Source organism: Streptomyces sp. BA2, assembly GCF_009769735.1.
GTDB lineage: Bacteria > Actinomycetota > Actinomycetes > Streptomycetales > Streptomycetaceae > Streptomyces.
Map to the genome: position 1 here is coordinate 5,457,792 of NZ_WSRO01000002.1, position 20,353 is coordinate 5,478,144.

Annotated in this window: 17 protein-coding genes; 16 read left to right on the forward strand and 1 reads right to left on the reverse strand. The window is 68.0% G+C overall.

Annotated features, from left to right (window positions below):
- The first annotated feature begins 79 nt into the window (after window positions 1–79).
- A complete protein-coding gene (locus tag E5671_RS27420; RefSeq protein ID WP_160506580.1) occupies window positions 80–406 on the forward strand; it encodes a putative quinol monooxygenase in 327 nt (108 codons plus the stop codon).
- An 86-nt stretch (window positions 407–492) separates the two neighbouring features.
- Here E5671_RS27420 and E5671_RS27425 read toward each other — a convergent pair whose 3' ends face one another.
- On the reverse strand, window positions 493–1,308 hold the full coding sequence (locus tag E5671_RS27425; protein WP_160506581.1) for a C40 family peptidase: 816 nt from the start codon (window positions 1,306–1,308) through the stop codon (window positions 493–495).
- Between the two features lie 892 nt (window positions 1,309–2,200).
- On the opposite strand from E5671_RS27425, the gene E5671_RS27430 reads away from it, so the two are divergent.
- The 15 genes from E5671_RS27430 to recQ all read left to right on the forward strand — a co-directional run bounded on the left by E5671_RS27430 (window position 2,201) and on the right by recQ (window position 20,353).
- On the forward strand, window positions 2,201–2,560 hold the full coding sequence (locus E5671_RS27430) for an NADH-quinone oxidoreductase subunit A (RefSeq protein ID WP_003992243.1): 360 nt from the start codon (window positions 2,201–2,203) through the stop codon (window positions 2,558–2,560).
- A 21-nt stretch (window positions 2,561–2,581) separates the two neighbouring features.
- Window positions 2,582–3,136 (forward strand): NuoB/complex I 20 kDa subunit family protein, encoded by a 555-nt coding sequence (locus tag E5671_RS27435; RefSeq protein WP_160506582.1) that lies wholly within the window; start codon window positions 2,582–2,584, stop codon window positions 3,134–3,136.
- Complete coding sequence (locus E5671_RS27440) at window positions 3,133–3,879, forward strand: NADH-quinone oxidoreductase subunit C (protein ID WP_160506583.1); 747 nt, start codon at window positions 3,133–3,135, stop codon at window positions 3,877–3,879. Before E5671_RS27435 ends, E5671_RS27440 begins: the two co-directional genes overlap by 4 nt.
- Window positions 3,879–5,213, forward strand: a complete 1,335-nt coding sequence (locus E5671_RS27445; RefSeq protein WP_160506584.1) for an NADH-quinone oxidoreductase subunit D — start codon at window positions 3,879–3,881, stop codon at window positions 5,211–5,213. The genes E5671_RS27440 and E5671_RS27445 overlap by 1 nt, the downstream gene beginning before the upstream one ends.
- 41 nt (window positions 5,214–5,254) lie before the next feature.
- On the forward strand, window positions 5,255–6,061 hold the full coding sequence (gene nuoE / locus E5671_RS27450; RefSeq protein WP_202122335.1) for an NADH-quinone oxidoreductase subunit NuoE: 807 nt from the start codon (window positions 5,255–5,257) through the stop codon (window positions 6,059–6,061).
- On the forward strand, window positions 6,061–7,422 hold the full coding sequence (nuoF, locus tag E5671_RS27455; RefSeq protein WP_160506586.1) for an NADH-quinone oxidoreductase subunit NuoF: 1,362 nt from the start codon (window positions 6,061–6,063) through the stop codon (window positions 7,420–7,422). The genes nuoE and nuoF overlap by 1 nt, the downstream gene beginning before the upstream one ends.
- On the forward strand, window positions 7,419–9,932 hold the full coding sequence (locus E5671_RS27460; RefSeq protein ID WP_160506587.1) for an NADH-quinone oxidoreductase subunit G: 2,514 nt from the start codon (window positions 7,419–7,421) through the stop codon (window positions 9,930–9,932). Before nuoF ends, E5671_RS27460 begins: the two co-directional genes overlap by 4 nt.
- Window positions 9,932–11,314, forward strand: coding sequence for an NADH-quinone oxidoreductase subunit NuoH (gene nuoH / locus E5671_RS27465; RefSeq protein ID WP_443032801.1), 1,383 nt, complete (start codon window positions 9,932–9,934; stop codon window positions 11,312–11,314). Before E5671_RS27460 ends, nuoH begins: the two co-directional genes overlap by 1 nt.
- Window positions 11,307–11,981 carry an NADH-quinone oxidoreductase subunit NuoI gene (gene nuoI / locus E5671_RS27470; RefSeq protein WP_160506588.1) on the forward strand — a complete coding sequence of 225 codons (675 nt, stop codon included), beginning with the start codon at window positions 11,307–11,309 and terminating at the stop codon, window positions 11,979–11,981. Before nuoH ends, nuoI begins: the two co-directional genes overlap by 8 nt.
- On the forward strand, window positions 11,978–12,793 hold the full coding sequence (locus E5671_RS27475; RefSeq protein ID WP_160506589.1) for an NADH-quinone oxidoreductase subunit J: 816 nt from the start codon (window positions 11,978–11,980) through the stop codon (window positions 12,791–12,793). Before nuoI ends, E5671_RS27475 begins: the two co-directional genes overlap by 4 nt.
- A complete protein-coding gene (gene nuoK / locus E5671_RS27480) occupies window positions 12,790–13,089 on the forward strand; it encodes an NADH-quinone oxidoreductase subunit NuoK (RefSeq protein ID WP_016640174.1) in 300 nt (99 codons plus the stop codon). The genes E5671_RS27475 and nuoK overlap by 4 nt, the downstream gene beginning before the upstream one ends.
- Window positions 13,090–13,103: 14 nt before the next feature.
- A complete protein-coding gene (nuoL, locus tag E5671_RS27485; protein ID WP_160506590.1) occupies window positions 13,104–14,999 on the forward strand; it encodes an NADH-quinone oxidoreductase subunit L in 1,896 nt (631 codons plus the stop codon).
- A gap of 5 nt (window positions 15,000–15,004) precedes the next feature.
- The gene (locus E5671_RS27490; protein ID WP_160506591.1) at window positions 15,005–16,576 is read left to right on the forward strand and encodes an NADH-quinone oxidoreductase subunit M; all 1,572 of its coding nucleotides are present in this window, start codon (window positions 15,005–15,007) and stop codon (window positions 16,574–16,576) included.
- Entirely contained in the window at window positions 16,573–18,237 is a 1,665-nt protein-coding gene (gene nuoN, locus E5671_RS27495; protein WP_160506592.1) for an NADH-quinone oxidoreductase subunit NuoN, read from the forward strand. The genes E5671_RS27490 and nuoN overlap by 4 nt, the downstream gene beginning before the upstream one ends.
- 175 nt (window positions 18,238–18,412) lie before the next feature.
- Window positions 18,413–20,353 carry a DNA helicase RecQ gene (gene recQ, locus E5671_RS27500; protein WP_160506593.1) on the forward strand — a complete coding sequence of 647 codons (1,941 nt, stop codon included), beginning with the start codon at window positions 18,413–18,415 and terminating at the stop codon, window positions 20,351–20,353.

The window sequence follows — 20,353 nt, forward strand, 5'->3', positions numbered from 1 at the left end:
GTCTGTGGGCGTGCCCGTCTGCAGGCGCGGGGCTCTGTCCGATTTGCCCTTACCCCGTGGGTAGTACGAGGGTGGTCGCATGATTTTTATTGCCGTCAAGTTCACCGTCCGCCCCGAGTACGCCGACAGCTGGCTGGAGCGGACCGCCGAGTTCACCCGGGCCACGCGCGCGGAGGAGGGCAACCTCTTCTACGACTGGTCCCGCAGCGTCGACGACCCCAACCAGTACGTCCTCCTTGAGGGCTTCGCCTCGCAGGAGGCGGGCGCCGTGCACGTTGGCTCCGAGCACTTCAAGGCGGCCATGGAGACGATGTCCGAGGCGATCGCCTCGACTCCCGAGATCATCCACACCGAGATCCCGGGCAACAGCTGGTCCGAGATGGGCGAGCTCTCCCCGAAGAGCTGAGCCTTCACCAGAAGCGCACAGAAGGGCCGGGAACCCCGCTGGGGTTCCCGGCCCTTCTCTGTGGCTGTGTGTGGCTGTGAGGGCCCTTAGAGGACGCGCACGGCGCCGTCGGCCGGGTAACCCGACAGATCCTGGATGACAACGCCCTTGCTGGGGTTGGCGGCGTCGAGGTACTGGCCATTACCGATGTAGACACCCACGTGGTACGCGGAGCCCGCGCCACCCCAGTAAAGGATGTCGCCCACCTGGACGCTGTCGAGCGAGACCGGCGTACCGGAGACCGACTGGTCCTGCGAGACGCGCGGAAGGTCCACGCCCGCCTGCTTGAACGCGGCCTGGACGAGGCTGGAGCAGTCCCAGGCGTTGGGTCCTGAGGCACCCATGACGTACGCGTCGCCGAGCTGGGCCTTGAGGAAGCTGATGACCGACCCGACGCTGCCGCTGGCCGGGGCGGCCACATCGGCGGACGAGGCGCTGGAGCCGCCGGCGGCGCTGAGCGTCGTGCGCTCGGCGGAACGCGAGGCGCGCTCCTCCTCCGCCTTCTTCTTGGCGGCGGCCTCGGCCTTCGCCTTGGCCTCCGCCTTCTTCTCGGCGGCGGCCTGGTCTTCCTTGGCCTGCTTGGCGGCCTTCACGGCGGCCGCGTCCTGCTCGGCACGGAGCTCGTAGCTGTCGGCGGTCTGCTGCGTGACTTCAGCGGACTGCGCGATCTGCGTGGAGAGGTCCGCGGTGAGCGTGGGCATTTCGATGGTCTCGGTCACCGGCTCGGCGGCGTTCGCCGTGCCAGCGGCCGCGGCCACTGCCAGGGTGCTGAGGACGCCACCGGCAACTCCGGCGCGCAGGGCCATCTTCGAGGCGCTACGACGGGGCTTCCGGTGGCTGGGTATGTGAGCGGTGTGGGACATGAGAACAACCGCTATCAGGGAGTCAGGGTTCCCATCAAGAAACGTGGGCTGCGCCACAGTTGCTCGCGACGGCCGCGAATCCCGGGCGTGTCACTTCTTATTGACGCCGTAACGGGCAATGCGGACAACGGTGATCACGCCTGTGATCATGGGTTTTCCGTGATACGCCCGAATTGCCCGTGGTCTACCACCGGTTGAGCCGGTTGGCCAAGCCCGGTTTCTCTGCCGCACATTGGTGTGTGGCGCAGGTCACAGGTGTAGCCCCAGGGGATCTCTCCGAGATCCCGCCGAGACCTTCCTGAGATCTCCCGAAGAATTCAGGGGTGTTGCCCGTATGGGGGATCGGTGACGGATCGACGGCGAATCGACGGTGGATCGACGACGGGCCGGTGTGGGAGGGGTGCCGATTCACCCTCATGCCGCCTTCGCGTGGATGTCGCCCCGGCTGCTCGTGAGATGCCGCTCCGGCCGCTCGTGAATCGGTGCACGCGTCCGCGGTTGTCCACTCGCGTCCACACCGCTCCCGCCAAAGTGTGAATGAGCCGCCAGTATCAAGCCAGCGTGTCCAGCGCCAATTTGCTTACTGCGGGCGACGCTTGATAGGGCGACCCCCTCCCGACCAGCGGTAACTCGCTGAGATGTCACCTCTGGTGATCACTCAGGCGCTTCGCGTATGAAGATCACCGCTCATCCGACTTCATGATCCTTCGTCAGGTGGTGGAGATCACAAAGCCGTTGTCGCACCCCGTGTCGCAGATCACAGACCGGCGGGCATAAGATGCGGGGCAGTTGGGCTTGTGACCTGCTTCACATGTAAGCGATCTTCGTGAGGGCGGGTCCCCGGTCCAATGCAACCGCCAACAGTCAGTGCCGACTGAGAGGAGCGAGGAGCGTGAACGCCTATGCGCCCATCCTCGTGCTGGGAGCCCTCGGGGCAGGCTTTGCGATCTTCTCCGTGGTCATGGCCACGCTTATCGGTCCAAAGCGGTACAACCGCGCCAAGCTCGAGGCGTATGAGTGCGGTATCGAGCCGACGCCGACTCCGGCCGGCGGCGGGCGATTCCCGATCAAGTACTACCTGACGGCGATGCTCTTCATCGTCTTCGACATCGAGATCGTCTTCCTTTACCCCTGGGCCGTCACCTTCGACGCCCTGGGGATTTTCGGGCTCGTGGAGATGCTGCTCTTCGTGCTCACCGTCTTCGTCGCGTACGCGTACGTATGGCGGCGCGGCGGCCTGGAATGGGACTAAAGGTCTGAGGGGCCAAAGAGCATGGGACTCGAAGAGAAACTGCCGAGCGGTTTTCTGCTGACCACCGTCGAACAAGCCGCGGGCTGGGTGCGCAAGTCATCCGTCTTCCCCGCGACCTTCGGCCTCGCGTGCTGCGCCATCGAGATGATGACGACGGGGGCCGGGCGTTACGACCTGGCCCGCTTCGGCATGGAGGTCTTCCGCGGTTCACCGCGGCAGGCCGACCTGATGATCGTGGCCGGGCGTGTGAGCCAGAAGATGGCGCCGGTCCTGCGGCAGGTCTATGACCAGATGCCCAACCCCAAGTGGGTCATTTCCATGGGGGTTTGCGCTTCATCCGGCGGGATGTTCAACAATTACGCGATTGTGCAGGGTGTGGATCACATTGTCCCTGTTGACATCTATTTGCCCGGCTGTCCGCCGCGGCCCGAGATGCTGATGGACGCCATCCTCAAGCTCCACCAGAAGATCCAGGGCGGAAAGCTCGGGGTCAACGCCGAGGAAGCGGCCCGCGAGGCGGAGGAAGCGGCCCTCAAGGCGCTCCCCACCATCGAGATGAAGGGGCTGCTGCGGTGAGCGACGCGCACGACGAGCACCGAAACGGGAACGCGAACGGGAGCGCGAACGGCAACGGCGTTCCCGCCCCCCGCGACGAGGCAGGCAAGGTCATCGGCGTCCGCAAGGGCATGTTCGGCGCCAGCAACGGCGGCGACACGTCCGGTTACGGCGGGCTCGTTCGGACGGTCACCCTGCCGGGCGCCTCCGCGCGCCCGTACGGCGGCTGGTTCGACGAAGTCGCGGACGAGCTGGAGGGGGCCCTGGAAGAGCAGGGGCTGCTGCCGGAGAACGCGATCGAGAAGACGGTCGTCGACCGTGACGAGCTCACCTTCCACATCGCGCGCGAGCACCTCGTGCGGGTCGCCCAGACCCTGCGCGACGACCCGGCCCTGCGCTTCGAGCTCTGCACGGGCGTCTCGGGGGTGCACTTCCTGGAGGACAAGGGCCGCGAGCTGCACGCCGTCTACCACCTGCGCTCGATCACCCACAACCGCCTGATCCGGCTCGAAGTCAGTGCCCCTGACGCCGATCCGCACGTCCCCTCGCTGGTCGCGGTCTATCCGACCAACGACTGGCACGAGCGCGAGACGTACGACTTCTTCGGCCTGATCTTCGACGGTCACCCAGCCCTTACGCGGATCATGATGCCGGACGACTGGCAGGGCTTCCCGCAGCGCAAGGACTACCCCCTCGGCGGCATCCCCGTCGAGTACAAGGGCGCCCAGATCCCGGCTCCGGACCAGCGGAGGTCGTACAGCTGATGTCTGCCACTCAGGGAACTTCCCACGCTTCCGCCCGTGAGACGACCGAGGGGACTGTATATACAGTCACCGGCGGCGACTGGGACGAGGTCGTCCAGTCCGCGGCCAGGTCCGACGACGAGCGCATCATCGTCAACATGGGTCCGCAGCACCCCTCCACCCACGGTGTGCTCCGGCTCATCCTGGAGATCGAGGGCGAGACCGTCTCCGAGGCCCGCTGCGGCATCGGCTATCTGCACACGGGCATCGAGAAGAACCTCGAATACCGCACGTGGACGCAGGGCACGACGTTCGTCACGCGCATGGACTATCTGACGCCGTTCTTCAACGAGGCGGCGTACTGCCTCGGGGTCGAGAAGCTCCTCGGCATCGAGGACCAGATCCCGGACCGCGCAACGATCATCCGCGTGCTCCTGATGGAGCTCAACCGGCTCTCCTCGCACCTGGTGTGCATCGCCACCGGCGGCATGGAGCTGGGCGCGACGACGATCATGATCTACGGCTTCCGTGATCGTGAACTCGTTCTCGACATCTTCGAGTTGATCACCGGGCTGCGCATGAACCACGCGTACATCCGGCCCGGCGGACTCGCCCAGGACCTGCCCCCGGGCGCGGTCGACCAGATCCGCGAGTTCGTGAAGAAGATGCGGAAGAACCTCGGCGAGTACGACAAGCTCGCCACCGGGAACCCCATCTTCAAGGCCCGCATGCAGGACGTCGGCTATCTCGACCTCGCCGGCTGCATGGCACTCGGCGCCACGGGGCCCGTCCTGCGCTCGGCCGGTCTGCCGCACGACCTGCGCAAGTCGCAGCCCTACTGCGGCTACGAGAACTACGAGTTCGACGTGCCGACCGCCGACACCTGCGACTCCTACGGACGCTTCCTGATCCGCCTGGAGGAGATGCGCCAGTCGCTGCGCATCGTCGAGCAGTGCCTGGACCGCCTCGAACCGGGCCCGGTCATGGTCGCCGACAAGAAGATCGCCTGGCCCGCGCAACTGGCGCTCGGTCCGGACGGATTGGGCAACTCGCTCGATCACATCAAGAAGATCATGGGCACCTCCATGGAGGCCCTGATCCACCACTTCAAGCTGGTGACCGAGGGCTTCAGGGTCCCGGCCGGGCAGGCGTACACCGCGGTCGAGTCGCCCAAGGGCGAGCTCGGGGTGCATGTCGTGTCCGACGGCGGCACCCGCCCCTACCGGGTCCACTTCCGCGACCCGTCCTTCACCAACCTGCAGGCCATGGCGGCGATGTGCGAGGGCGGCCAGGTCGCTGACGTCATCGTCGCCGTCGCGTCCATCGACCCCGTGATGGGAGGCGTCGACCGGTGACCACCACCCCTTCCCAGCAGGGCGCGGGCGTCAGCCTCGGCATGCCCCAACTCCCCGCCCCCGACTACCCGGCCGACGTACGGGCCAGGCTCGACGCGGACGCCAAGGAGCTCATCTCCCGCTACCCGGACTCCCGGTCCGCACTGCTCCCGCTGCTGCACCTGGTGCAGTCGGAGGAGGGCCACGTCACGCGCACGGGCATGGCCTTCTGCGCGCAGGCGCTCGGCCTGACCACCGCCGAGGTCACCGCGGTCGCGACCTTCTACACGATGTACCGACGCAAGCCCTCCGGTGACTACCAAGTCGGTGTCTGTACGAACACGTTGTGCGCCGTCATGGGCGGCGACGCGATCTTCGAGTCGCTGCAGGAGCACCTGGGCGTCGGCAACGAAGGGACCACGGAGGACGGCAAGGTCACGCTGGAGCACATCGAGTGCAACGCGGCCTGCGACTTCGCTCCCGTCGTGATGGTCAACTGGGAGTTCTTCGACAACCAGACTCCCGAGACCGCCAAGCGGCTCGTCGACGACCTGCGCGCGGGCGTGCAGGTCGAGCCGACCCGCGGCGCCCCCCTGTGCACGTACAAGGAGACGGCCCGGATCCTGGCGGGCTTCCCGGACGAGCGCGCGGGCGCCGTCGAGGCGAGCGGCGGCGCCGGCCCGGCCTCGCTGATCGGACTGCGCCTCGCCAAGGGCGAGTTGCCGCAGCCGAGGGTTGTCCACCCGCGGACGGGCGGTCCGCAGGACGAGGCACCTGCCGAGCACCTCAGCTCGCACGACGCACCGCAGGAGACCTCGGCATCCGACCCGGCCCACCCGGCCGGACCGACCGCCGAGGAGGGGGAGTGATGACCTTGGCAGCCGAGATCGACCACGAGACGAGCCCGGAGAAACTGCTCGCACCGGTGCTTTCGGCGTTCTGGGACGAGGAGAAGTCCTGGACGCTGGACACCTACCGGCGGCACGAGGGGTACGAAGGCCTCCGCAAGGCCCTGGCCATGGCGCCGGACGACCTCATCGCGTACGTGAAGGACTCCGGTCTGCGTGGCCGGGGCGGCGCGGGATTCCCCACCGGAATGAAATGGCAGTTCATTCCGCAGGGAGATGGAAAGCCGCACTATCTAGTTGTCAACGCCGACGAATCGGAGCCGGGGACCTGCAAGGACATCCCGCTCCTCTTCGCCAATCCGCATAGCCTCATCGAGGGCATTGTGATCGCCTGTTACGCGATCCGCTCGTCGCATGCCTTCATCTACCTGCGCGGTGAAGTCGTCCCCGTGCTCAGGCGGTTGCACGAGGCCGTGCGTGAGGCGAAAGAGGCGGGATTCCTGGGCGAGAACATCCTGGGCAGCGGACTCGACCTCGAACTCACCGTGCACGCGGGCGCGGGCGCGTACATCTGTGGTGAGGAGACCGCGCTGCTCGACTCGCTCGAAGGCCGCCGTGGCCAGCCGCGACTGCGTCCCCCTTTCCCTGCCGTCGCGGGCCTCTACGCATGCCCCACTGTTGTCAATAACGTCGAGTCCATCGCGTCGGTTCCCGCGATCCTGAATCGCGGAAAAGACTGGTTCAAGTCGATGGGGAGCGAGAAGTCCCCCGGCTTCACGCTCTATTCGCTGAGCGGCCACGTCACGAGCCCCGGCCAGTACGAGGCCCCGCTCGGCATCACCCTGCGCCAACTGCTCGACATGAGCGGCGGAATGAGGGCGGGCCACCGGCTCAAGTTCTGGACGCCGGGCGGCTCGTCGACGCCGATGTTCACCGACGAGCACCTCGACGTCCCGCTGGACTACGAGGGCGTGGGCGCCGCCGGGTCGATGCTCGGCACGAAGGCCCTGCAGTGCTTCGACGAGACGACGTGCGTCGTGCGGGCGGTCACGCGCTGGACCGAGTTCTACGCCCACGAGTCCTGCGGCAAGTGCACACCCTGCCGCGAAGGGACGTACTGGCTGGTGCAGTTGCTCCGCGACATCGAGGCCGGCAAGGGCGTGATGTCCGACCTCGACAAGCTGAACGACATCGCCGACAACATCAACGGCAAGTCCTTCTGCGCTCTCGGTGACGGCGCCGCGTCGCCGATCTTCTCCTCGCTCAAGTACTTCCGCGAGGAGTACGAGCAGCACATCACCGGCAAGGGCTGCCCCTTCGACCCGGCCAAGTCGACTCTCTGGGCCGACAGGCCCTCCGCACATTCGGAGGTGAACGCATGACAGTGACCACCAACAGCGCTCCCTCCGGGGGCGGCGAGGCGGCGGTTCCGCCGGAAGATCTCGTGTCGCTGACGATCGACGGCATCGAGATCAGCGTCCCGAAGGGGACGCTGGTGATCCGGGCCGCCGAGCTCCTCGGCATCGAGATCCCGCGGTTCTGCGACCACCCGCTGCTCGACCCGGCGGGCGCCTGCCGCCAGTGCATCGTCGAGGTGGAGGGCCAGCGCAAGCCGATGGCCTCCTGCACCATCACCTGCACCGACGGCATGGTCGTGAAGTCGCAGCTCTCCTCGCCGGTCGCCGAGAAGGCCCAGCGCGGTGTGATGGAGCTGCTCCTCATCAACCACCCGCTGGACTGCCCGGTCTGCGACAAGGGCGGCGAGTGCCCCCTGCAGAACCAGGCGATGCAGGTCGGTGACACGGACTCCCGCTTCGAGGGCAAGAAGCGGACGTTCGAGAAGCCGGTGCCGATCTCCACCCAGGTGCTGCTCGACCGCGAGCGGTGTGTGCTGTGCGCGCGCTGCACCCGGTTCTCGAACCAGATCGCGGGCGACCCGATGATCGAGCTGATCGAGCGCGGCGCGCTCCAGCAGGTCGGCACGGGCGAGGGCGACCCCTTCGAGTCGTACTTCTCCGGGAACACCATCCAGATCTGCCCGGTGGGCGCGCTGACCTCGGCGGCGTATCGCTTCCGCTCCCGTCCCTTCGACCTGGTGTCGTCGCCGTCGGTCTGCGAGCACTGTGCGGGCGGCTGCGCGACCCGCACCGACCACCGGCGCGGCAAGGTCATGCGGCGCCTCGCCGCGGACGACCCCGAGGTCAACGAAGAGTGGGTCTGCGACAAGGGCCGCTTCGGCTTCCGTTACGCGCAGAAGCCGGACCGGCTCACCACGCCGCTGGTGCGCAACGCGGAGACGGGTGAGCTGGAGAAGGCCAGTTGGCCCGAGGCTCTCGAAGCCGCGGCCGCCGGGCTCGCCGCCGCGCGCGGCCGGGCCGGTGTGCTGACCGGTGGTCGCCTCACCGTCGAGGACGCCTACGCGTACAGCAAGTACGCGCGCGTGGCGCTCGACACGAACGACATCGACTTCCGCGCGCGCGTGCACAGCAGCGAGGAGGCCGACTTCCTCGCCGCCCGAGTCGCGGGCCGGGGCCGGGACCTCGACGGCGCCGGAGTCACGTACGCGGAAGTGGAGAAGGCGCCCGCGGTCCTGCTCGTCGGCTTCGAGGCCGAGGAGGAGGCGCCCGGGGTCTTCCTGCGCCTTCGCAAGGCCTGGCGCAAGCACGGACAGCGGACGTTCTCCCTCGCCACGCATCAGACGCGGGGCCTGGAGAAGGCGGGCGGCACGCTGCTGCCCGCGGCTCCCGGCACCGAGACGGAGTGGCTCGACGCCCTCGCGGGCGGGGCCGGACTTGAGGGCGACGGCGCGAAGGCGGCCGAGGCACTGCGTTCTTCGGGTGCGGTGATCGTGGTCGGCGAGCGTCTTGCCGCCGTGCCGGGCGGGCTCACCGCTGCCGTACGGGCCGCGTCCGCGACCGGTGCCCGGCTGGTGTGGATTCCGCGCCGGGCGGGAGAGCGCGGTGCCATCGAGGCCGGTGCGCTGCCCTCGCTGCTCCCCGGCGGGCGTCCGTCCACCGACCCGCGCGCGCGGGACGAGGTCGCGGCCGCCTGGCGCGTCGCCGAACTCCCGCACCGCTACGGCCGCGACACCGGCCAGATCATCGAGGCCGCGGCGACCGGCGAACTGGGCGCGCTCCTGGTGGCGGGCGTGGAGGTCGCCGACCTTCCCGACCCGCCACGCGCGCGTGAAGCACTCTCCGAGGTCGGGTTCCTGGTCTCGCTCGAGCTGCGGCCCAGTGAGGTCACCGAGCACGCCGACGTCGTACTCCCCGTGGCCGCGGTCGCGGAGAAGCCCGGCACCTTCCTCAACTGGGAGGGCAGGGCGCGGATGTTCGACGCCGCGCTCAAGCCCGACCACATGACACGCACGCTGGCCCCGACGGACGCGCGTGTGCTGCACATGCTGGCCGAGGCCGGGGACGTACATCTGGCTCTTCCCGACCTGGCGACGGCCCGGCGCGAGCTTGACCGGCTCGGCGGCTGGGCGGGCACGCACGCCACCGACCCCGTGGAGACAGCTGCTCAGCCGCCGAGGCCCGCCTCCGGAGAGGCCGTTCTCGCGGGGCACCGGCTGCTGCTCGACCAGGGCCGCCTCCAGGAGGGCGACGAGGCGCTCGCCGGTACGCGGCACGCCGCGGTCGCCAGGCTCTCCGCGGCCACCGCGGCCGAGGCCGGCGTCAAGGGCGGCGACGTCCTTGCCGTCACCGGCCCGGCGGGGGCGACGGAACTGCCCCTTGTGGTCACCGAGATGCCCGACCGCGTGGTGTGGCTGCCGCTGAACTCGACCGGGGGAGGCGTCACTTCCGACACCGGTGCGCGCCCCGGCGACCTCGTCCGTATCGGCCCGGCGCTCCTGCCGGAGCCCTCTGAGGCCCCGGAGGTGACGTCGTGATGCACCACATGGTGCCGCTTGCGGCGGAAGACCTGTCCATGTTCGGCCGTGACCCGTGGTGGCTCGTCGCCATCAAGGCGGTCTTCTGTTTCGCGTTCCTGATGGTGACGGTGCTCTTCTCCATCGTGTGGGAGCGCAAGGTCGTCGCCTGGATGCAGCTGCGCATCGGCCCGAACCGGCACGGCCCCTGGGGCATGCTGCAGTCCCTCGCGGACGGCATCAAGCTGATGCTCAAGGAAGACGTGATCGTCAAGCGCGCGGACAAGGTGGTCTACGTCCTCGCGCCGATCGTCGCGGCCATCCCGGCGTTCATGGCGATCGCGGTGATCCCCTTCGGCCCCGCGGGCAACGAAATCTCGATCTTCGGCCAGCGCACGACGATGCAGCTCACCGACCTGCCGATCGCGATGCTCTACATCCTCGCGGTCGCCTCGGTCGGCATCTACGGCATCGTCCTCGCGGGTTGGAGTTCTGGATCCACCTATCCGCTCCTCGGCGGTCTTCGCTCCTGCGCGCAGATGATCTCGTACGAGATCGCGATGGGCGCCGCGTTCGCCTCGGTGTTCCTCTACTCCGGGTCGATGTCGACCTCGGCGATCGTGGAGGCGCAGGCGGACCGGTGGTACATCCTGCTGCTCCCGGTCTCGTTCCTGATCTACATCGTGACGATGATCGGTGAGACCAACCGCGCCCCGTTCGACATGCCGGAGTCCGAGGGCGACCTGGTCGGCGGCTTCAACACCGAGTACTCGTCGATCAAGTTCGCGCTGTTCATGCTCGCCGAGTACGTCAACATGGTCACCGTCTCGGCGGTCTCGGTCACCCTCTTCCTGGGCGGCTGGCGGGCCCCGTATCCCATCAGCACCTTCTGGGAGGGCGCGAACCACGGCTGGTGGCCGATGCTCTGGTTCGTGATCAAGGTCCAGCTGCTGCTGTTCTTCTTCATCTGGCTGCGCGGCACGCTGCCACGCGTCCGCTACGACCAGCTGATGAAGCTCGGCTGGAAGGTCCTGATCCCGGTCTCGGTCGTCTGGCTGATGCTCGTGGCCACGGTCAGGGCGATGCGGAACGAGGAGTACGACTTCACCTCGATCGCGCTCTATGTGGGCGGCGGAGTCATCGCGCTCCTGTTGCTCTCCGTCGTCGTCGACATCTTCCGCGACAAGCGCGAGAAGGAAGCGGCGGCACGATCCGAGGGCGAGGAGCCGGTTGCGTTCGACCCGATGGCGGGCGGCTTCCCCGTCCCGCCGCTGCCGGGACAGAGCCTGCCGCCCGTACCGCGACGACGCTCGCGCCAGGAGCGGGAGTTGATTGTCAGTGGTGGGCCGGATACTCAAAGTGACGGAACCCGAAGTGACGGAAAGGAGGCGTCCGATGGCTGAGTCGAAGAAAGAGCCGCACCACGAGCCACACCACGAGTCGAACCAATCGAAGCAGGGGTTCCAGAACCCCGTCGCAGGCTTCGGCGTGACCTTCAAGGCCATGTTCAAGAAGCGGCTGACCGAGCAGTATCCGGAGCAGGAGAAGACCACCGCTCCCCGCTTCCACGGCAGGCACCAGCTCAACCGCCATCCGGACGGCCTGGAGAAGTGCATCGGCTGTGAGCTCTGCGCCTGGGCCTGCCCCGCGGACGCGATCTATGTGGAGGGCGCGGACAACACCGAGGAGGAGCGCTACTCCCCGGGCGAGCGGTACGGCCGCGTCTACCAGATCAACTACGCCCGCTGCATCCTGTGCGGCCTGTGCATCGAGGCGTGCCCCACGCGCGCGTTGACGATGACGAACGAGTTCGAGCTGGCCGACAGCAGCCGCGAGAAGCTCATCTTCACCAAGGAGCAGCTGCTCGCGGGCCTGGAGGAAGGCATGGTCGAGTCACCGCACTCGATCTTCCCCGGCACGGACGAGCAGGACTACTACCGCGGTCTGGTGACGGAGGCCGCGCCCGGCACGGTGCCCCAAGTGGCCCTCTCCAAGGGGGAGACGCCCCAGGAGGCCGCTTCCACCTTCGGGGAAGACGAGCCCGCGTCGGGGAAGGTGATCAACCGATGACGCAGCTCGCCGCCTACACCACATCCACCGGTGAGGCCGTCCAGTTCTGGGTGCTCGGCACGGTCGCCGTGATCGGCGCCCTGTGCACGATCCTCATGAAGAAGGCCGTGCACAGCGCGCTCTGTCTCGCCGGCACCATGATCATCCTGGCGGTCTTCTACCTCGCCAACGGCGCGTACTTCCTGGGCATCGTCCAGGTCGTCGTCTATACGGGCGCGATCATGATGCTCTTCCTCTTCGTGGTCATGCTCGTCGGTGTCACCGCCGCCGACTCCCTGAAGGAGACCATCAAGGGGCAGCGCTGGCTGGCCGGCCTCTGTGGCTTCGGCTTCGCCATCCTGCTCTTCGCGGGGATCGGGAACGCCTCGGTGAACGAATTCGCCGGACTCGCCAAGGCGAACGCGGGCGGCAACGTGGAGGGCCTCGCCGAGAGCATCTTCACGAAGTACGTCTTCGCGTTCGAGATCACCGGCGCGCTGCTCATCACCGCCACGGTCGGCGCGATGGTGCTCACCCACCGCGAGCGCACGGAGCGCGCCAAGACGCAGCGTGAGATGTCCGAGGAGCGCGTGCGGTCCAAGCACCTGCCGCCGCTGCCCGCCCCCGGTGTCTACGCCCGGCACAACGCCGTGGACATCGCGGGACTGCTCCCCGACGGCACCCCCTCCGAGCTCACGGTCAACAAGACGCTGCGTGAGCGCGGCCAGATCCGCGATGTGTCGGACGAGGCGCTTGACGACCTGCGGGCCCTCGAACAGCGCTCCGAGGAGCGTCTGGAGCGGTCGCCCAAGTCCGAGGAGGCGTCGAAGTGAATCCGGTCAACTACCTGTACCTCGCGGCGCTGTTGTTCGCGATCGGCGCCACCGGCGTGCTGATCAGGCGGAACGCGATCGTGGTGTTCATGTGTATCGAGCTGATGCTCAACGCGTGCAACCTCGCCTTTGTCGCCTTCTCCCGGCTGCACGGCAATCTCGACGGCCAGATCATCGCCTTCTTCACGATGGTCGTCGCCGCGGCGGAAGTCGTGGTCGGCCTCGCGATCATCGTGTCGCTGTTCCGCTCCCGTCACTCGGCCTCGGTCGACGACGCCAGCCTGATGAAGCTGTAAGGGGTCGCTGAAAAGTGGAGAACCTGATCGCGCTGCTCGTAGCGGCGCCTCTGCTCGGAGCGGCCGTACTGCTGTGCGGCGGGCGGCGGTTGGACCGTGTGGGCCACTGGCTCGGCACGCTGCTCGCGGCCGCATCCTTCATCGTCGGCGTCGTGCTCTTCGCCGACATGCTGGGCAAGGGCGCCGATGAGCGCTCCCTGTCGCAGCACCTGTTCAGCTGGATCCCCGTGGAGGGTTTCCAGGCGGACGTCGCCTTCCAGCTCGACCAGCTGTCGATGACATTCGTCCTGCTGATCACCGGTGTGGGCACCCTGATCCACATCTACTCCATCGGGTACATGGAGCACGACGAGCGGCGCCGCCGCTTCTTCGGCTATCTGAACCTGTTCCTCGCGGCGATGCTCATTCTCGTCCTCGCCGACAACTACCTGCTCCTGTACGTCGGATGGGAGGGCGTGGGCCTCGCCTCGTACCTCCTGATCGGCTTCTGGCAGCACAAGCCCAGCGCGGCCACCGCCGCGAAGAAGGCCTTCCTGGTCAACAGGGTCGGCGACATGGGCCTCTCGATCGCCATCATGCTGATGTTCACCACCTTCGGGACGTTCGCCTTCGGTCCGGTCCTGGAGGCCACGGGTGAGACGTCGGAGGGCAAGCTGACGGCCATCGGCCTGATGCTGCTGCTCGCGGCGTGCGGCAAGTCGGCCCAGGTGCCGCTGCAGTCCTGGCTCGGCGACGCGATGGAGGGCCCGACCCCGGTCTCGGCCCTCATCCACGCGGCGACGATGGTGACCGCCGGCGTGTACTTGATCGTCCGCTCCGGCGCGATCTTCAACGGAGCCCCGGACGCGCAGCTCGTCGTCACCGTCGTGGGTGCCGTCACGCTCCTCTTCGGTGCGATCGTCGGTTGCGCGAAGGACGACATCAAGAAGGCCCTCGCCGGGTCGACGATGTCCCAGATCGGGTACATGATCCTGGCCGCGGGCCTCGGCCCCATCGGCTACGTCTTCGCGATCATGCACCTGGTGACGCACGGCTTCTTCAAGGCCGGGCTCTTCCTCGGGGCCGGTTCGGTCATGCACGGCATGAACGACGAGGTCGACATGAGGAAGTACGGCGGCCTCAGGAAGTACATGCCGGTCACCTTCGTGACCTTCGGGCTCGGCTATCTGGCGATCATCGGCTTCCCCGGTCTGTCCGGCTTCTTCTCCAAGGACAAGATCATCGAGGCGGCGTTCGCCAAGGGCGGCACGGAGGGCTGGATCCTCGGCTCGGTCGCGCTGCTCGGCGCCGCGATCACCGCGTTCTACATGACACGCGTAATGATCATGACCTTCTTCGGTGAGAAGCGCTGGCAGCCCGACGCGGACGGCAACGAGCCGCACCCGCACGAGTCGCCCAGGTCCATGACGATCCCCATGATCGTGCTGGCCTTCGGGTCGGTCTTCGCGGGTGGCTTCTTCAGCATCGGCGACCGCTTCATGCACTGGCTCGAGCCGGTCACCCGCCACGACCACGGCCACTCGCCGCTGAGCGCCGCCACGGTCACGGGCGCCACCATGGTCGTCCTGCTCATCGGTGTGGGCCTCGCCTGCGTCCAGTACGGCCGCCGTCCCGTCCCGGTCACTGCCCCGCGCGGTTCGCTGCTCACCAGGGCGGCCCGGCGCGATCTCCTCCAGGACGACTTCAACCACGTCGTCCTGGTCCGCGGCGGAGAACACCTCACCCGCTCCCTGGTTTACGTCGACCACACCTTGGTCGACGGAGTCGTCAACGGCACGGCGGCCTCGGTCGGCGGGTTCTCCGGGCGGCTGCGCAAGATGCAGAACGGCTATGCCCGCTCCTACGCGGTCTCGATGTTCGGCGGCGTTGCGGTACTCATCGCCGCGACCCTGCTGATGAGGGCGGTCTGATACCGATGTCCTTTCCTCTGCTGACAGCGACGGCGGCCCTGCCCGCGATCGGCGCGATCGCCACGGCGGCCGTCCCGGCCGCCCGGCGCACCGCCGCCAAGTGGCTCGCGCTGCTCGTGTCGCTCGCCACGCTCGCGCTCGCCGTGACCGTGCTCGTGCGGTTCGACCCCGACGGGGCCCGCTATCAACTCACCGAGTCCCGTTCGTGGATCGCGGAATTCGGGGTGCGGTACGAACTGGGTGTGGACGGCATCGGTGTCGCCCTCATCGCGCTCACCGCGCTCCTGATCCCCTTCATCATCCTCGCGGGCTGGCACGACGCCGATCCCCTGGAGACGAAGTCCTCGCGGTGGCGGCCGACCCAGGGCTTCTTCGCCCTGATCCTGGCCGTCGAGGCGATGGTGATCCTCTCCTTCGAGGCCACCGACGTCTTCCTCTTCTACATCTTCTTCGAAGCCATGCTCATCCCGATGTACTTCCTCATCGGCGGCTTCGGGGACCGTGCCCACGCGGGCAGCGACGAGAAGGCCTCGGCGCAACGCTCGTACGCGGCCGTGAAGTTCCTCCTCTACAACCTGGTCGGCGGTCTGATCATGCTGGCCGCCGTCATCGGGCTCTACGTGGTGGCGGGGAACTTCTCGCTCCAGGAGATCACCGAGGCGCGGGCCAACGGCACCCTGGACATGGCGACGAGCACCGAGCGGTGGCTCTTCCTCGGCTTCTTCTTCGCCTTCGCGGTGAAGGCGCCGCTGTGGCCGCTGCACACCTGGCTGCCGAACGCGATGGGCGAGGCCACGGCCCCGGTCGCCGTACTGATCACGGCGGTCGTCGACAAGGTCGGCACCTTCGCGATGCTGCGCTTCTGCCTCGGACTCTTCCCCGAGGCGAGCAAGTGGGCGACGCCGGTCATCCTCGTGCTCGCGCTGATCAGCATCATCTACGGGGCGCTGCTCGCGGTCGGCCAGCGCGACATCAAGCGCCTGGTGGCGTACGCGTCGATCTCGCACTTCGGTTTCATCATTCTCGGCATCTTCGCGATGACCTCGCAGGGCCAGTCCGGCGCGACGCTCTACATGGTCAACCACGGGATCTCGACCGCCGCCCTGATGCTGGTGGCCGGCTTCCTGATCTCGCGGCGCGGTTCGCGGCTCATCGCGGACTACGGAGGGGTGCAGAAGGTCGCGCCGGTGCTCGCGGGCACCTTCCTGATCGGCGGCCTCGCGACGCTCTCGCTGCCGGGTCTCGCGCCGTTCGTGAGTGAATTCCTGGTCCTGGTGGGCGCGTTCGCGCGCTATCCGGTGGTCGGGATCATCGCCACCATCGGCATCGTGCTCGCCGCGCTCTACACCCTCGTCCTCTACCAGCGGACGATGACGGGCCCGGTGAAGCCGGAGGTCTCGGCCATGCCGGACCTGCGGGTGCGTGAACTCGTGGTCGTCGCACCGCTGATCGCGCTCCTGATCGGCCTCGGCGTCTACCCGAAGCCGCTCACCGACCTGGTCAACCCGGCGGTCAAGCACACCATGTCCGACGTACAGCAGAAGGACCCGAAGCCCGACGTGGAGGCGGCCAAGTGAGCGCATCAGCCGTCCACAGCCTGTGGACAATGGCGTCGGCCGCGGCGCCCCAGGATCAGATCGACAAGATCGACACTCCCACGATCGAGTACGCGCAGCTGTCACCGACCTTGATCGTCATCGGCGCGGCGGTTCTCGGGATCCTCATCGAGGCCTTCGTGCCGCGCAAATCCCGTTATTACGTGCAAGTGTTCCTGGCGGTCGTCGCCCTCACCGCGGCCTTCGCCGCGGTCGTCGGGCTCGCCGCGACCGGGTACGGCACGACGAAGGCGCACATCGCGGCGATGGGCGCGATCGCCGTCGACGGACCCGCGCTCTTCCTCCAGGGCACGATCCTCCTGGCAGGGCTCGTCGCGATCTTCACTTTCGCCGAGCGGCGGCTGGACCCGGTGGCGCACGGCAAGCGCGTCGACTCGTTCGTGGCGCAGGCCGGTGCGGTGCCGGGCAGCGAGGGTGAAAAGGCCGCCACGAAGGCCGGGTTCACCACCACCGAGGTGTTCCCGCTGGCGCTCTTCGCGATCGGCGGCATGCTCGTCTTCCCGTCGGCGAACGACCTCCTGACGCTCTTCATCGCCCTCGAGGTCTTCTCACTGCCGCTCTACCTCCTCTGTGCGCTCGCCCGCCGCAAGCGCCTGATGTCCCAGGAAGCCGCCGTCAAGTACTTCCTGCTCGGCTCGTTCTCCTCGGCGTTCCTGCTCTTCGGGATCGCCCTGCTCTACGGGTACGCGGGCTCGGTGTCGTACGGCACGATCGCCAAGGTCATCGACGGCAGCATCCAGGAGGTCAACCCGGCGCTCGCCGACACCATGGGCAACGACGCGCTGCTCCTGATCGGCGCGGCGATGATCGTCATGGGTCTGCTCTTCAAGGTCGGCGCGGTGCCGTTCCACATGTGGACCCCGGACGTGTACGAGGGCGCGCCCACCCCGGTCACCGGCTTCATGGCAGCCGCGACGAAGGTCGCCGCCTTCGGCGCGCTGCTCCGGCTCCTGTACGTGGTCCTGCCGGGCCTTCGCTGGGACTGGCGCCCGGTGATGTGGGGCGTCGTGATCCTCACGATGCTGGCCGGCGCGATCGTCGCGATCACGCAGACCGACATCAAGCGGCTCCTCGCGTACTCCTCGATCGCCCACGCGGGCTTCATCCTCGCCGGTGTCATCGCCATGACGCCGGACGGCATCTCGTCGGTCCTCTTCTACCTGGGGGCCTACTCCTTCGTGACGATCGGCGCGTTCGCGGTGGTCACGCTGGTGCGGGACGCGGGCGGCGAGGCCACGCACCTGTCGAAGTGGGCGGGGCTCGGGCGGCGCTCGCCACTGGTCGCCGCCGTCTTCGCGGTGTTCCTGCTCGCCTTCGCCGGCATTCCGCTGACCTCCGGGTTCTCCGGAAAGTTCGCGGTGTTCAAGGCGGCGGCGGAGGGCGGAGCCGGTGCCCTTGTCGTGGTCGGTGTGATCTCGTCCGCGATCGCCGCCTTCTTCTACATCCGCGTGATCGTGCTCATGTTCTTCAGCGAGCCGAAGGCGGACGGTCCGACCGTCGCCGTGCCCTCGCCGCTGACCATGACGGCGATCGGCGTGGGCGTCGCGGTGACGCTGGTCCTTGGCGTGGCCCCGCAGTACTTCCTGGATCTGGCGAACCAGGCGGGGGTCTTCGTCCGGTAGCCCCCTGTTCCAGTAGTCCACCTGTTCTACTCGCCGCCGCCCGGCACCCCGTCCGACAGGGGTGCCGGGCTGCGGCCTGTGGATAACTTCCTGAGGTGTCGGTGCGGAGCCCTATCGTGGAGTCTGTGGTCGAAGCGCGACGTACGGGGGCAGGGCGATGGATGGGATCGATGGCATGAGTGAGGTGGCCGTACCGAGCGCGGTGGCGGAGAGTGACGCCCTGCGGACGCTGCACCGCGTCTTCGGGTATGACGCGTTCCGCGGTGAGCAGGAAGCGATCATCGAGCATGTGGTCGCGGGCGGGGACTCCGTCGTGCTGATGCCGACCGGTGGCGGCAAGTCGCTCTGCTATCAGATCCCGGCCCTGGTCCGGCCCGGCACCGGCGTGGTCATCTCGCCCCTCATCGCGCTCATGCAGGACCAGGTGGACGCGCTGCGGGCACTCGGCGTGCGGGCCGGGTTCATCAACTCCACGCAGGACTTCGACGAGCGGCGCGTGATGGAGGCCGAGTTCCTCGCGGGGGAGCTCGACGTGCTGTATCTGGCGCCGGAGCGGCTTCGCCTGGAGGGGACGCTCGATCTGCTCTCGCGCGCCAAGATCTCCGTCTTCGCGATCGACGAGGCGCACTGCGTCGCGCAGTGGGGCCACGACTTCCGCCCCGACTACCTGGCGCTCTCCCTGCTCGGCCAGCGCTGGCCCGACGTGCCGCGGATCGCCCTGACGGCGACGGCGACGCACGCCACGCACCGGGAGATCACCGAGCGGCTCGGCATGCCGGACGCCAAGCACTTCGTGGCGAGCTTCGACCGGCCCAACATCCAGTACCGCATCGTGCCGAAGGCCGAGCCGAAGAAGCAGCTCCTGTCCTTCCTCAAGGAGGAGCACGCGGGCGACGCGGGAATCGTCTACTGCCTCTCGCGCAATTCGGTCGAGAAGACCGCCGAGTTCCTGTGCAAGAACGGCATCGAGGCTGTGCCCTACCACGCGGGTCTGGACGGCAGGATGCGCGCCGCCCACCAGTCCCGTTTCCTGCGCGAGGAGGGCCTGGTCGTCTGCGCCACGATCGCCTTCGGCATGGGCATCGACAAGCCGGACGTCCGGTTCGTCGCCCACCTCGACCTGCCGAAGTCGGTCGAGGGGTACTACCAGGAGACGGGCCGCGCGGGACGCGACGGACTGCCCTCCACGGCCTGGATGGCGTATGGCCTGCAAGACGTCGTCCAGCAGCGGAAGATGATCCAGGGCAGCGAGGGCGACGAGGCGTTCCGCCGCCGGGCGGCCTCGCATCTGGACTCGATGCTGGCGCTGTGCGAGACGGCCCAGTGCCGCAGGGCCCAGCTCCTCACGTACTTCGGCCAGGATGCGGACGGCTCGTCCTGCGGCAACTGCGACACGTGCCTCACACCCCCGGAGACCTGGGACGGCACGGTCCCGGCGCAGAAGGTCCTCTCCACGATCGTGCGGCTCCAGCGTGAGCGCGGCCAGAAGTTCGGCGCGGGCCAGATCATCGACATCCTGCTCGGCAAGAAGACCGCGAAGGTCATCCAGTTCGACCACGACCAGCTCTCGGTCTTCGGCATCGGCGAGGAGCTCGCGGAGGCCGAATGGCGGGGTGTGGTGCGGCAGTTGCTGGCGCAGAGTCTCCTTGCGGTCGAGGGGGAGTACGGCACGCTGGTCCTGACCGAGGAGAGCGGTTCCGTCCTCGGCCGGGAGCGGGAGGTGCGGTTGCGCAAGGAGCCGAAGCGGCCCGCCGCGGCGAAGGCCGCGAAGGGGGAACGGAAGGCGAAGGCCGCTGCGGCCGTCGCCGAGCTGCCTCAGGAAGCGGTGCCGGTGTTCGAGGCGCTGCGGGCGTGGCGCGGTGCGCAGGCCAAGGAGCTGGGCCTGCCCGCGTACGTGATCTTCCACGACGCCACGCTGCGGGAGATCGCCACGCTGCGGCCCACGACCCTGGCGGAGCTGGGCGGGGTCAGTGGCCTAGGCGAGAAGAAGCTGGCGACGTACGGGGAGGGCGTGCTGGAGGTCCTGGCGGAGCTGGACGGCACGGCTGCTCCGGCGCCGACCGAGGCTCCGGCGCCCCCTGAGGAGGAGTGGCCGGAGCCCCCGGACGACTTCTAG

Coding starts and splice junctions, on each gene's coding strand:
- E5671_RS27475 (WP_160506589.1), top strand. CDS start 11,978: ATGACGCAGCTCGCCGCCTACACCACATCCACCGGTGAGGCCGTCCAG.
- E5671_RS27445 (WP_160506584.1), top strand. CDS start 3,879: ATGTCTGCCACTCAGGGAACTTCCCACGCTTCCGCCCGTGAGACGACC.
- E5671_RS27490 (WP_160506591.1), top strand. CDS start 15,005: ATGTCCTTTCCTCTGCTGACAGCGACGGCGGCCCTGCCCGCGATCGGC.
- nuoI (WP_160506588.1), top strand. CDS start 11,307: ATGGCTGAGTCGAAGAAAGAGCCGCACCACGAGCCACACCACGAGTCG.
- nuoF (WP_160506586.1), top strand. CDS start 6,061: ATGACCTTGGCAGCCGAGATCGACCACGAGACGAGCCCGGAGAAACTG.
- nuoE (WP_202122335.1), top strand. CDS start 5,255: ATGCCCCAACTCCCCGCCCCCGACTACCCGGCCGACGTACGGGCCAGG.
- nuoH (WP_443032801.1), top strand. CDS start 9,932: ATGCACCACATGGTGCCGCTTGCGGCGGAAGACCTGTCCATGTTCGGC.
- E5671_RS27425 (WP_160506581.1), bottom strand. CDS start 1,308: ATGTCCCACACCGCTCACATACCCAGCCACCGGAAGCCCCGTCGTAGC.
- E5671_RS27460 (WP_160506587.1), top strand. CDS start 7,419: ATGACAGTGACCACCAACAGCGCTCCCTCCGGGGGCGGCGAGGCGGCG.
- E5671_RS27435 (WP_160506582.1), top strand. CDS start 2,582: ATGGGACTCGAAGAGAAACTGCCGAGCGGTTTTCTGCTGACCACCGTC.
- E5671_RS27420 (WP_160506580.1), top strand. CDS start 80: ATGATTTTTATTGCCGTCAAGTTCACCGTCCGCCCCGAGTACGCCGAC.
- recQ (WP_160506593.1), top strand. CDS start 18,413: ATGAGTGAGGTGGCCGTACCGAGCGCGGTGGCGGAGAGTGACGCCCTG.